The organism is Tumebacillus amylolyticus (assembly GCF_016722965.1).
Lineage (GTDB): Bacteria > Bacillota > Bacilli > Tumebacillales > Tumebacillaceae > Tumebacillus > Tumebacillus amylolyticus.
On record NZ_JAEQNB010000005.1, the window covers coordinates 369,031 to 380,818 of the forward strand.

Annotated in this window: 11 protein-coding genes; 1 reads left to right on the forward strand and 10 read right to left on the reverse strand. The window is 56.5% G+C overall.

Going from position 1 to position 11,788, the window contains the following annotated elements; translation table 11 throughout:
* Positions 1-15: 15 nt before the first annotated feature.
* The 5 genes from dnaK to JJB07_RS17340 all read right to left on the reverse strand — a co-directional run bounded on the left by dnaK (position 16) and on the right by JJB07_RS17340 (position 6,311).
* On the reverse strand, positions 16-1,851 hold the full coding sequence (dnaK, locus tag JJB07_RS17320) for a molecular chaperone DnaK (RefSeq protein ID WP_201637200.1): 1,836 nt from the start codon (positions 1,849-1,851) through the stop codon (positions 16-18).
* Between the two features lie 51 nt (positions 1,852-1,902).
* Entirely contained in the window at positions 1,903-2,454 is a 552-nt protein-coding gene (grpE, locus tag JJB07_RS17325) for a nucleotide exchange factor GrpE (protein ID WP_201637202.1), read from the reverse strand.
* Between the two features lie 25 nt (positions 2,455-2,479).
* A complete protein-coding gene (locus tag JJB07_RS17330; protein WP_201637204.1) occupies positions 2,480-4,027 on the reverse strand; it encodes a TCP-1/cpn60 chaperonin family protein in 1,548 nt (515 codons plus the stop codon).
* 94 nt (positions 4,028-4,121) lie between these two features.
* Entirely contained in the window at positions 4,122-5,165 is a 1,044-nt protein-coding gene (hrcA, locus tag JJB07_RS17335; RefSeq protein ID WP_201637206.1) for a heat-inducible transcriptional repressor HrcA, read from the reverse strand.
* Between the two features lie 171 nt (positions 5,166-5,336).
* Entirely contained in the window at positions 5,337-6,311 is a 975-nt protein-coding gene (locus tag JJB07_RS17340) for a PD-(D/E)XK nuclease family protein (RefSeq protein ID WP_201637208.1), read from the reverse strand.
* A gap of 145 nt (positions 6,312-6,456) precedes the next feature.
* Between JJB07_RS17340 and JJB07_RS17345 the strand changes: the two genes are divergently transcribed.
* Complete coding sequence (locus tag JJB07_RS17345) at positions 6,457-7,008, forward strand: hypothetical protein (protein ID WP_201637210.1); 552 nt, start codon at positions 6,457-6,459, stop codon at positions 7,006-7,008.
* A gap of 68 nt (positions 7,009-7,076) precedes the next feature.
* On the opposite strand, the gene JJB07_RS17350 is transcribed toward JJB07_RS17345, so the two are convergent.
* The 5 genes from JJB07_RS17350 to JJB07_RS17370 form a co-directional block, all read right to left on the reverse strand.
* Entirely contained in the window at positions 7,077-7,217 is a 141-nt protein-coding gene (locus tag JJB07_RS17350) for a hypothetical protein (RefSeq protein ID WP_201637212.1), read from the reverse strand.
* Positions 7,201-7,437, reverse strand: coding sequence for a heavy-metal-associated domain-containing protein (locus tag JJB07_RS17355; RefSeq protein WP_201637214.1), 237 nt, complete (start codon positions 7,435-7,437; stop codon positions 7,201-7,203). Before JJB07_RS17355 ends, JJB07_RS17350 begins: the two co-directional genes overlap by 17 nt.
* A 14-nt stretch (positions 7,438-7,451) precedes the next feature.
* Positions 7,452-7,940, reverse strand: a complete 489-nt coding sequence (locus JJB07_RS17360; protein WP_201637216.1) for a helical membrane plugin domain-containing protein — start codon at positions 7,938-7,940, stop codon at positions 7,452-7,454.
* Positions 7,915-10,896 (reverse strand): formate dehydrogenase subunit alpha, encoded by a 2,982-nt coding sequence (gene fdhF, locus JJB07_RS17365; RefSeq protein WP_201637218.1) that lies wholly within the window; start codon positions 10,894-10,896, stop codon positions 7,915-7,917. Before fdhF ends, JJB07_RS17360 begins: the two co-directional genes overlap by 26 nt.
* Positions 10,897-10,978: 82 nt before the next feature.
* Positions 10,979-11,761, reverse strand: a complete 783-nt coding sequence (locus JJB07_RS17370; RefSeq protein ID WP_201637219.1) for a formate/nitrite transporter family protein — start codon at positions 11,759-11,761, stop codon at positions 10,979-10,981.
* Positions 11,762-11,788 lie beyond the last annotated feature (27 nt).

Below are 11,788 nucleotides of genomic sequence, written 5' to 3' on the forward strand. Positions count from 1 at the left end.
GCGCTCACTCATTTCTTATTTCTTGTCTTCGTCCACAACGGTGTAGTCTGCATCGACCACGTTGTCTTTGCCGCCGGCGGTTGCACCGGCGCCTGCGCCTTCAGCCGCTTGTTGGGCTTGAGCTGCTTGCTCGTAGAGTTTCACAGACAGGGCTTGCACGAGGTTCGACAGTTCTTCGGACTTGGACTTGATGTCTTCGATGTCGGTGCCTTCGAGAGCGGTTTTCAGCGCGTCTTTGGCAGCGTTTGCTTGGTCAACTTCCGCTTGGTCCACTTTGCCTTCGAGGTCCTTGAGGGTCTTCTCGGTTTGGTAGACGAGGGAGTCTGCGGAGTTGCGGATGTCCACTTCCTCGCGGCGCTTTTTGTCGGCGTCTGCGTTTTCTTCGGCTTCCTTCACCATGCGGTTGATCTCGTCATCGGAGAGGCCGGTGTTGGAGGTGATGGTGATTTTGTGTTGCTTGCCGGTGCCGAGGTCTTTCGCAGAGACGTTGACGATGCCGTTTGCGTCGATGTCGAAGGTGACTTCGATTTGCGGGATGCCGCGCGGTGCCGGCGGGATGTCGCCGAGTTGGAAACGGCCGAGCGTTTTGTTGTCGCGAGCGAATTCGCGTTCGCCTTGCAGGACGTGGATGTCAACAGCGGTTTGGTTGTCAGCCGCCGTGGAGTACACTTGGGTCTTGGAAGTCGGGATCGTGGTGTTGCGCTCGATCATGCGGGTCATGACGCCGCCCATGGTTTCGATACCGAGGGAGAGCGGGGTTACGTCGAGCAGGACAACGTCCTTGACTTCACCGGTGAGGACGCCGCCTTGGATCGCTGCGCCGATTGCGACAACTTCGTCCGGGTTTACGCCTTTGGACGGGTCTTTGCCGGTCAGTTTCTTAACTGCTTCGACAACAGCCGGGATACGGGTCGAACCGCCGACGAGAACGATCTTGTCGATTTGGTTGACGGAGAGGCCGGAGTCTTGCAGAGCTTGACGGGTCGGAACCATCGTAGCTTCGACGAGGTCTGCGGTCATCTCTTCGAACTTCGCACGGGTCAAGTTGACTTCCAAGTGCTTCGGACCTTCTGCGGTCATCGAGATGAACGGCAGGGAGATGGTGGTCGCGGTGACGCCGGAGAGTTCCTTTTTCGCTTTTTCGGCTGCGTCTTTCAGACGTTGCAACGCCATCTTGTCTTTGGAGAGGTCGATGCCGTTTTCTTTTTTGAAGGTATCAACGAGGAACGCGATGATTTTGTCGTCGAAGTCGTCGCCGCCGAGTTTGTTGTTACCGGAAGTTGCTTTTACTTCGAAGACGCCGTCGCCGAGTTCGAGGATCGAGACGTCGAACGTACCGCCGCCGAGGTCGTAGATCAAGATGGTTTGGTCTTCTTCTTTGTCCAAGCCGTATGCGAGCGCTGCTGCGGTCGGCTCGTTGACGATACGCAGAACTTCAAGACCTGCGATCTTGCCCGCGTCTTTGGTTGCTTGACGTTGGGAGTCGTTGAAGTACGCCGGAACGGTGATGACCGCTTGGGTAACGGTTTCGCCGAGGTACGCTTCTGCGTCAGACTTGAGCTTCTGCAGAATCATCGCCGAGATTTCTTGCGGGGAGTAGTCTTTGCCTTCAACCGTTTCTTTGTGGTTGGTGCCCATGTAACGCTTGATGGACATGACGGTGTTGTCCGGGTTGGTGACCGCTTGGCGTTTCGCGACGTCGCCGACGAGACGCTCGCCGTTTTTCATACCGAGAACGGACGGGGTGGTGCGGTTGCCTTCTGCGTTCGGGATAACGACAGGTTCGCCGCCTTCCATAACAGCTACGCAAGAGTTGGTGGTGCCAAGGTCAATACCGATTACTTTAGACATGTGAATTTCCCTCCTGTATGATCTATCACTTCTATATAGTAAGAAGAAAAGTTATTGGCTGACTTGAACCATCGCCGGGCGGATGACTTTGTCCTTGAGCTTGTAGCCCTTGCGCATCTCCATGACGACGGTGCCCGCCGGATGATCCGGCGAATCGACTTGCATGACGCCCTCGTGGACGTTCGGGTCAAACGCCTGACCGACAGATTCAATCGCAGCAAGGCCGTAGTTGCCAAGCGCGGTTTGCAATTGGCGGTAGACCATGTCTACGCCGGTAAGCAGAGTTTGCACGTCCGCTTTGTCGGCCGACTGCATCGCCATCTCGAACGTGTCGAGCACCGGAAGCAGTTCTTCGATGATGCGGGTGTTTGCATACGCCGCGAACTCTTCCTTCTCTTGGCGGCTGCGGCGGCGGAAGTTATCAAAGTCCGCCTGGGCACGCAGGTAGCGGCCCTTGTAGTCCTCCGACTCCGCAGTCAGACGCTGGACTTCAGCCAGCAACTCTTCGCGGGTGCGGGTATCTTCAGCACCGTCGACGTCGGCAGTGGTTTCTGCTTCGGTTTCTTGCGCTTCGAGAGTTTCATCCATACGGTTGTCTTCCATTTTGCGAAACCTCCTAAAAAAACCTTTATTCTTCGCCATCGCTGCGATCCTTCATCCGAATGATCGTATGGATTCGCATGATCGCGACCGTTACTTCTCCGGCTGCGCGCAAAGCGTGCAGTTTGACCAAAGTCGGGTCGTAGATGCCGTACTCCGCCATGTCGCAGACGGTGCCGTCCTCGCAATTGATCGCAAGCGAATCGGACAGGTGCTCGACTTGTGCGACGTTCGCTTCTTCGACTTTCTCCAGCGGGTTGAACCCGGCGTTCTGGACGATCTGCGTCATCGGTTTGCGCAAGGCGCGGGCGACCGCTTCGACTCCGAAACCGGTCATGCCGCGAACCGTCTCGCGCATTTTCTCCACTTCGCGTGCCGTCCACAGCTCCACCGATCCGCCGCCTGGCACGACGCCGCCCTGCACCGCCGCTTGCACAGACGAAGCTGCGTCGCGGGCGATGCGAGATCGTTCGCCGACGACTTCCTCTGTGGAAGCTCCGACGAGAATCGTCGCAAGCGAGCGTCCGAAGCCTCCGACGATGCGAATCGTCTCCATCCGCTCGTCTTCGTACACGCCGTCGGCACGTCCAACGAAGCGACTCAACTCCTCCGCTTCCTTGCCAATTCCCGTCCGCTTGATCGGGCGGGCGCCGGTGTGTTCGGCGATCTTGCGCAAGTCTTTGGAAGCGACGCGTTGGACGATCATCACGCCCGCTTCGCCGAGTACTTCCTCTGCAACCGGGGAAACCCCGCGGTCGGTGAAGACGACGTTGATGCCAAGCTCTGCGAGAGCAGCGACGTTTTTGCGGAACTCTTCCTTATAATGTCGGTAGAGTTGGAACCCGGCCTCCGTGCCGAGGGCTTCGGAGTCGATTTCTTCCGGTTCCAGCGCATCGTCGACGATCAGGATCTTGGCCTCCTCGATGCGTTGCGGCATCTGGGGAGACATGCGTTGTTTGTTCAAGATCAAGCCCTGAAAAACTTCACTGGCCGCTCCGACGCTCGACGTCACATGATCCGAGAGTCGATATTGCGGGTCGCGCAGTTTGTCAAACCCGATCAATTGCGCAGCTTCCGTGACCAAGTGAGCGATGTCTTCATGCTCACGTCCGGCAACCATCGCGACTTGGAACAGCACGTCTTCGCCGAGCCCTTCCAAGGAACGAGCCCTGCTCTGCAAGCGTTCGACCGCATACTGCACGCCGAAGGTGATGCCTTCGATGACGCGTGTAACGGGCACACCGCGTTCGACTTGAGCCACGCCTTCATTCAAAAGCGCCGCTGCCAAAAGCGTCGCTGTCGTCGTTCCGTCGCCAATCTCCTCTTGTTGAGCAGACGCGACGTTGATCAGCATCTTGGCGGCCGGGTGCGTGACTTCCATGCGGTTGAGAATCGTCACGCCGTCGTTTGTAATAATCACGTTGCCTGCCGTATCGACGAGCATCGTGTCAAGCCCCTTGGGGCCGATGGTGCCTTCGACGGCGGAAGCGATGGCCCGCACGGCGGTCGCGTTCGAGTAGAGCGCGGCCAAACGCTCGTCGGCTTCCTGCGGCTTCTGACTGGAGGACTGACTCATCCGGCATAACTCCCATCCGTCTTATGTAAGAGGAGGTTTGAAACTCCCCTTGTCGTTCTACGAAACTACCTCTTCAAGTATGAACAGGAGATTGTTATTTATACAACCGGGTCAGCATCTGCGAGAGGCTGGAGGAGAAGAGATTCAAGGTGTGGATGACACGTCCGTACTCCATTCGCGTCGGCCCCAAAACGCCAATCGAGCCGACCGGAACTCCGTCGATGGTATAGGACGCGGTGATCAAGGAACACTCGTGAATCGTCTCCAATTGATTCTCTTGCCCGATGCGGACTTGGACACCGCCAGATGAAGTTGTGCCTTCTAGCATCTGAATCAATTTCTTGGTCTGCTCGAACATGTCGAGCAACGGCTTGAGCTTCTCCACATCGCGGAACTCCGGCTGGTTCATGATCCGGGTGGTGCCGCCGAGGTAGATGCGCTGGTTGCCCGTGCCTTCCTCATCCGGCTCGACCATCTGGTCAAACAGCATCATCGCGCCCTCAAACTGTTCAGAGTAGCGACGGAGTTCGTCGGCGACTTCGGTGTGCAGGGCGGTTTTGAGCTTGTGCAGCGGGACGCCGACCAATTTGCGGTTGAGCAGTTCGACATAGTGTTGGATCGCTTCGAGCGGAATGCCTTCGGGGATCGTGACTTTGCGATGCTCGACGTGTCCCGTGTCGGTGACGAGGATGGCAACCGCCATGCGCTCGCCATAGGGCTGCACTTGGATGTGAAGCAGTTTGTCGGTGAAGACTTTCGGACCGAGAACGATGGCAGTGTAGTTGGTCAGACCTGACAAAATCGTCGCGGTCTGTTGAACGGCTTGTTCCATCTCGTCGAGACGGGTCAGGAAGCCTGAGCGAAGCGAGTGGACATCCGGGCTCTCCTCGTCATCGGCGTTCATGAGGTTGTCGACGTAGAAGCGGTAGCCTTTCTGCGAGGGAATGCGTCCGGCGGAGGTGTGCGGCTGCTCGAGGTAGCCGAGTTCCTCCAGATCGGCCATCTCGTTGCGAATGGTCGCAGGCGAGATCGACATATCCGGTCGCTTCGAGATCGTGCGCGAGCCAACCGGTTCCGCAGAACGAATATAATCATCGACGAGAATTTGCAAGATGACTTTCTGGCGTTCGGTTAACATTGAGCACACGCTCCCTTCATCTCTTTGTTAGCACTCGATGAGTTCGAGTGCTAACTCTAAATAAAATGTAGCAAAATCGCCGTACCGTTGTCAACGAAATAGACCCCTCAAACGGAAAAAAAGTCGCCACGGACACAAAGGCGACTTTTTTTGAAAAAAGAGAGGAGTCAGTTACCCTACATCCGCCTGAGTTGCTTCATCTGTAGCGTCTGACAGCGTGCGGTCCTTCAACTCGCAGAGTTGGCGGTAGTTGCAGTACATGCAGGAGCGGGAACTGGCGGCTCCTTCGAAGTCGAGTCTGGCGAGCGGCTGGTTCTGCACGGGGTCTTGCAGGTAGGATTTCATCTCTGTCGTCGAGGAGATGATTTTCTCCTCCACCTGCTCCAAGTTGGCTTGGGTGACGTACGTTTTCTTGCACTCACCGGGCAACAGGTACTCCGTGCGAATCTCAATTTGCTCCAGCGGCACGGCCAGTTCGCGGTGCAGGTAGTACGCATAGAGATACAACTGCTCCTCGATGCTGTCATCCTCCTGCCCGGTCTTCCAGTCCGCGATGATGTAGCGGTCGCCGATTCTGTACAGCACGTCGAGCTTCACATAAACTTTCTCGCCGCGCACGTAGATCGTGTTCAACTTCTCCATCTCGAGAATCTCCACTCGCGGATCGGTCGTGATCTCCTGCAAAGACTCGCTGTCGAGCAAGTTCGTCAAGCATGTCTCCATGCGCTCCTTGATCATCTCGACGATGCGCTTGGGCAGTTGGTTGTAATAGTACCACTCCACCAACATCTTGCGTTTCTTCGGCGCTTCCATCCATTGCTCGACGTTCTTGGATTCGAGCACCGCTTGGTTCATCATGTTGCGAACCTTCGTGTGCAACTCCGTATAGGAAAACAGGTGGCTTTTGGACTGCCACTGCCGGATGTACATGTCGGCCACTTGGTGCAGTGCATCCCCGAAGATCAGGAACAAGTTCGCCATCTGCTTCAAGCGGTACGCTTCTCGCTGCTCCTCCGACGCATCGCGCAGCCAGCCGTTGTGCGAGCCGTAATAATGGTAGTAATACCTCCGAGGGCACTCTTGGAACAGGTGGTCACGCGAATGCGACCACGACCACTCGGGGTAGGGCGTAATCTGGAAGGCCATACGTCTGGGAAACTCCCTTTCTCAAAAAGCTGGTCTCCCTCCATTGTACTATAGAAACTCCGTCGTACACGCCCGATTGAAGGAATTGGCGAAATGAGTTACAATATTTGGAACACAATACTCCCTATACAAAAGGAGGCTGGGAATGAAAAAACGCTGGGTCATCGCACTGCTTGTGGTGGTAGTAGGGTACGTCGTCTGTGCCTACACGTTCAATAAACCGATGGAGACCTTGCCTCTCAATCCCGATGCCGGTGTTGTGGCGGTCACGATTGAGGGAACCCCGACACGGGAATTCGTGGATTCCCTTGGAATTCGGAGCGTCACATTTTTTGCAGATCCTGATCCGGAACTCCGCAATTATATCGAACAAAAAGGTCATCAGGTGTTACCTCCAAATCAGAGCTCCTCTTCCTTGGTCGGGCATCTCCTGTTCAAACAAATGTATGGCGCAACGATTGTCCCAGAGGCACAAGATGAGAAGCCTGTGGATGCAGATCAACTGGCAAGTCAAATCTTCACCCAAGCAAAATCCAATTCCATCGTAAGACTGAAACTGTCGGGTTCGGAGGTTGAGCCTGCGCTTACAAAAGCATTGGGTACAGCCTTTTTTCATTTAGGCAATGCAGGAGCACGATTCTTAACTTTGCACGATTGCGAACAACTCGCGCAAACCCCTTGGGGCAAGCCGAAATGACAGTTTTCTAGTTAAAAAGCCCGACCTCTCCAACGAGGTCGGGCTTCTTTTTCATCTTCGTGCCACTTTTACCAATGCCCCGTTCCGTCCTCGTCCGACCGGCGGTCTTGGCGGCACTGTTCACAGACGTTGAGCGTGTCGAGCGACATCTCGGTCCCCGTTTCCAGCTCTCCCTCTGTGCGTCCGCACAATTCACACACGTTGGCCATCTGACAACCTCCCGTCGACGACGCCGAAGCCTTGGTCGATCAGCGCTTGCTTCAAGTCTTGGTAGGACGCCGCCCGCTCGTCGTAGCGGAAGTTGACTTCCGCTTTTTCGACCAGCATGTTCACGTCTTGGATGCCCCAGACGCCGCGCAACGTCTCATCGACCCGTTTGGCGTCTTCCTCGCCCCGCATCCCTTGGATGACGAACTTTCCTGTCGCCATGCTCTCACCTTCCTCTAGTGAACTTGCTTCTGGAATCCGTCGCTCATGCCGCGCAGGAAGTTCATCATCACCCCGAGCGACGACTGCACGCCGGGGTCGCGCATCTGCTTGACCATGCCCCACATGCCGGTGGGTCGGTCGTCCTTGGGCGTCTCCACCGCTTGGTCGATTCCCGAGGAGACGGCACTCAGCAACGTGTTGAGCTTGTCCGGATCGACGCCCGCGAGAAATTGCACGGCACCCATGCCGTTTTTGATGATCCGTTGCGCGCCGGACTTGTTCAGTTGGTTGATGCCGATCACGCCGATTTTGTGGCGGTTTTTCAAGAACGCATCGGCGGCTTCCAAGAGTCCCGACTGATGGAGATCACCGAGCATCTCCATGAACAGCAAGATCGCGTCTTTGTTCTTCGCCGCGCTGCTCAGAATTTCTTGGACCGCTTGTTCTTGCTCTTCTTGCTCATTGGGAACGGTCTTCTCAATGTGTGTGATGGCTTTGGCCATGGATTTCACCTCCGTCGATCACGTCTGAGATCGGGATGTAGTCGTCACGCTTCCACTTCTCCTCCACCCGCACCCCGATCTGCGGAGTTCGGTGACCAAAGCGGTGGTTGTGAATCGGGAGCGGTTGCTCTCCGTTTTTCTCCAAGATCTCCATCTTGACGTGCATTTCTTTGTAGTTCGGCGTGTGCGTGATCTTGTCATGATACGACGAGGTCAGACGGTTGATCGCCCGCTCGGGGTCTCGCGTGTTCATGGTGAGATACAATTCCTTGCCGCGCACCGTATCCGTCACTTGCACGCGGACTTTGACATGGCCGTAGGGAGAGGACAACCGCACGAGAGCCCCCGATTCCAGCCCGCGTTCCTCGGCGAGTTCCGGCGAGACTTCCAGCCATTCGCGCGGTACTTTGTGGGTAATCCCCTTCGATTGATACGTCATGTTGCCCTCATGGAAGTGCTCCAAGAGCCGCCCGTTGTTCAAATGCAAGTCGTACTCCTCATTCGGTTGGAACATCGGATCGTGCAAGTCCAGCGGGTACAGCCTGGCCCGACCGTCCGCAAATGCGAACTTCTCTTTGTACAAAAGCGGCGTGTCCGTTCCGTCCGCCGCTACCGGCCAGACCAGCGAGTTCCAATCCACCAGTCGCTCGTAGTCGACCCCGGCAAAAACCGGCGCAAGGCTTGCCGCTTCCGCCATAATCTCGCTTGGATGTTCGTACTTCCAATTCGCACCGAAACGGTTGGCGACCAGTTGGATGATCTCCCAGTCCGGTTTTGAATCGCCAAGCGGGTTGAGCGCTTTGTAAAAGCGTTGGATGCGGCGTTCGGTGTTGGTGAAGGTGCCTTCCTTTTCAAGGCTTGGCGCGGCGGGCAGCACGACATCCGCGTATTGCGCCGTGCGGGAGAAGAAGATGTCCTGTACCACGAAGAAGTCCAGTTTTTCAAACGCGTTCTCCACATGGTTGGAGTTGGAATCCACGAGGCTCATCTCTTCGCCGAACAGGTACATCGCCTTCAACTTGCCGTTGAAGATGCCTTCGATCATCTGGTGGTTGTTCAACCCCGGCTTCTCCGGCAGTTTCACGCCCCATGCTTTTTCATACTTGGCGCGAATTTTGTCATCCTCCACCGCTTCGTAGCCCGGCATCCAAGCGGGCATCGTGCCGAAGTCGCACGCGCCTTGGACGTTGTTGTGCCCGCGCAACGGGTACGCTCCGGCGTTCGGACGACCGAAGTTGCCCGTAACCAGCAGCAAGTTGCCGATCGCCGTCGAGGTGTCTGTCCCCATCGAATGCTGGGTGACGCCCATCGCCCAGAGGATGCAGGTGCCGTCCGCTTCGTGGATCATCGTGGCGATTTGGACGAGTTGTTCACGGGTCATGCCCGTTTTTTCAACGGCGAATTCCAACGTGTAGGGCGCGAGGGACGCGACGTACTGTTCAAAACCGTTGACGCGGTCGAGGATGAACTTCTCGTCGTGCCAGCCTTGGTCGATGATGTACTTGGTCACCGCCGAGAGCCAGATGAGGTCGGTGCCGGGGTTCGGACGGATGAAGACGTCGGCGCGTTCGCCCAACTCGTGCTTGCGAAGGTCGACGACCAACAGCTTCTGTCCGCGGAGCTTGTGTGAACGTTTGATGCGGGTCGCGAGAACCGGATGTGACTCCGCCGGGTTCGCTCCGACGACGATGATCAACTCGGCTCCTGCGATGTCTTGGATCGTCCCGGCATCGCCGCCGATGCCGACCGTTCGCATCAGGCCCGCCGTGGCGGGAGATTGGCAGTAGCGCGAGCAGTTGTCGATGTTGTTCGAGCCCATGATGGCACGGGCGAATTTTTGGAAGATGTAGTTCTCCTCGTTGGAGCACTTCGAAGACGCGATGTACCCGATGGAATCTGCGCCGTACTTGTCTTTGACCGCGCCGAGCTTCTCGTGGATCAAGTCGAGCGCTTCGTCCCAAGTCGCTTCCACGAACTTGTCCCCGCGACGGATCAACGGCTTGGTCAAGCGCTCCTCGGAGTTGACGAAATCCCAGCCGAACTTGCCTTTGACGCAGGTGGAAATCTGGTTGACCGGCGCTTCCTGCTGGGGTTCGATCTTGAGAATTTTGCGTCCCTTGGTCCAGACTTCAAACGAGCACCCGACGCCGCAGTAGGTGCAGACCGTCTTGGTTCGTTTGATTCGCGAGTCGCGCATCGCCGACTCGACTTCGGAGATCGCAAAAATTTCTTGATACCCCGGCTCCACCGCTTTGGTCAGATCGATCATCGGAAGCAAGAGGTCGCTCGGGATATTGGTGAGGTAGCCTGCCTCGCCGAGCATCGTTTTTTCCATCAGGGCGTTGCACGGGCAGACGGTGACGCAATGCCCGCATGAGACGCAAGACGATTGGTCGATCGGCGATCCCCCGTCCCAGAGCACGCGCGGATGGTCCATCGACCAGTCGATGGAAAGCGTCTCGTTGACCTGCAAGTCTTGGCAGGCTTCCACACATCGCCCGCAGAGAATGCACTGATCCGGCTCATAGCGGTAAAAAGGATGCGTGGTGTCCGGCGGGTACGGCTTCGGTTTGAACTCGTACTTCTGGTGTTCGACTTGCAAAAATTCCGCCGTGTTATGCACCGTGCAGTTTCCGTTGTTGTTATCGCAGACGGTGCAATAGAGCTCGTGGTTTTTCAAAATGCGTTGCATCGCTTCCGATTGCGCGTCTTGCGCACGTTGAGAGAGAGAGTCCACGACGAACCCCCGCTCCGCTTTCGTGCTGCAAGAACGCACCAGCTCGCCGTTGACCTCAACGAGGCACGTGTCACAAGATTGAATCGCGCCAAGGCTTGGGTGATAGCAAACATGCGGGAGGTAATACTCCTGCGCCTGCGCCGCTTCCAAGATGCTCTGCCCCGGTTGGAACGGGAATTCGCGGTCGTTGATGCGTATGGTTAGGTCCTGATCCTCCACGTTGGGAAACACCACCTTCAATAGGCTATATCTCCCAACAGTATCCGCGAAAAAGGAAAAAACCATCCGTAGTGGATGGTTTTTACTCCTGTTTCGGATTCGTCCGCAAGTACGCGAGGAAGTAAATCCCCGCGACAAAAATCGCCCCGCCGACGACGTTTCCTAAATAGACGGGGACAAAGTTAGTAAAAAACTGCCCCCACGTCGCCTGCCCCGCAAAAATCGCCGCCGGAATCAAAAACATATTGGCGACGATGTGCTGGAACCCGATCGCCACGAACCCCATGATTGGAAACCAGATGCCGAGAATCTTGCCGCTGACGTGCTCGGCGCTGTAGGAGAGCCAAACCCCCATGCAAACCAGCCAGTTGCATCCGATCCCGGAGACGAACGCCTGCAGAAAGTCTTCCTCCAACTTGGCCTGGGTGACGGCGACCGTTTTGGCGAGAAACGGCCCCGTCTCGGTCAGCCCGACGATGTGGCCGAAAAAGTACGCGACGAACAGTGCGCCGAGAAAGTTCGTCACCGTGATCCAGACCCAGTTGTACAGCACTCGACCGAACGAGATGCGGCGCGCAAACCAAGCCATCGGGACCGCCATGAGATTTCCTGTGATCAACTCTCCCCCGCCGATGAGGATCAAGATCAGACCGAGCGGAAACACCGCCGCGCCTAAAAAGCTGGCGAACGATCCCCACTCTTTGGGCACGTTTCCGACGACGCGGATGTCGAGCAGAAAGCCGATGGCGATAAACGCACCGCCCAAAAATCCGAGGACCGCCAACGTCAGCGGTGGAAGTTTCGCTTTGCGCTCTCCTGCTTCTGCGGCGAGTTCCGCCACTTCTTGCGGGGTATGGTAGGACATCTGCCAGCCTCCACTCAAGTTTTGCTT

Coding starts and splice junctions, on each gene's coding strand:
- dnaK (WP_201637200.1), bottom strand. CDS start 1,851: ATGTCTAAAGTAATCGGTATTGACCTTGGCACCACCAACTCTTGCGTA.
- grpE (WP_201637202.1), bottom strand. CDS start 2,454: ATGGAAGACAACCGTATGGATGAAACTCTCGAAGCGCAAGAAACCGAA.
- JJB07_RS17330 (WP_201637204.1), bottom strand. CDS start 4,027: ATGAGTCAGTCCTCCAGTCAGAAGCCGCAGGAAGCCGACGAGCGTTTG.
- hrcA (WP_201637206.1), bottom strand. CDS start 5,165: ATGTTAACCGAACGCCAGAAAGTCATCTTGCAAATTCTCGTCGATGAT.
- JJB07_RS17340 (WP_201637208.1), bottom strand. CDS start 6,311: ATGGCCTTCCAGATTACGCCCTACCCCGAGTGGTCGTGGTCGCATTCG.
- JJB07_RS17345 (WP_201637210.1), top strand. CDS start 6,457: ATGAAAAAACGCTGGGTCATCGCACTGCTTGTGGTGGTAGTAGGGTAC.
- JJB07_RS17350 (WP_201637212.1), bottom strand. CDS start 7,217: ATGGCCAACGTGTGTGAATTGTGCGGACGCACAGAGGGAGAGCTGGAA.
- JJB07_RS17355 (WP_201637214.1), bottom strand. CDS start 7,437: ATGGCGACAGGAAAGTTCGTCATCCAAGGGATGCGGGGCGAGGAAGAC.
- JJB07_RS17360 (WP_201637216.1), bottom strand. CDS start 7,940: ATGGCCAAAGCCATCACACACATTGAGAAGACCGTTCCCAATGAGCAA.
- JJB07_RS17370 (WP_201637219.1), bottom strand. CDS start 11,761: ATGTCCTACCATACCCCGCAAGAAGTGGCGGAACTCGCCGCAGAAGCA.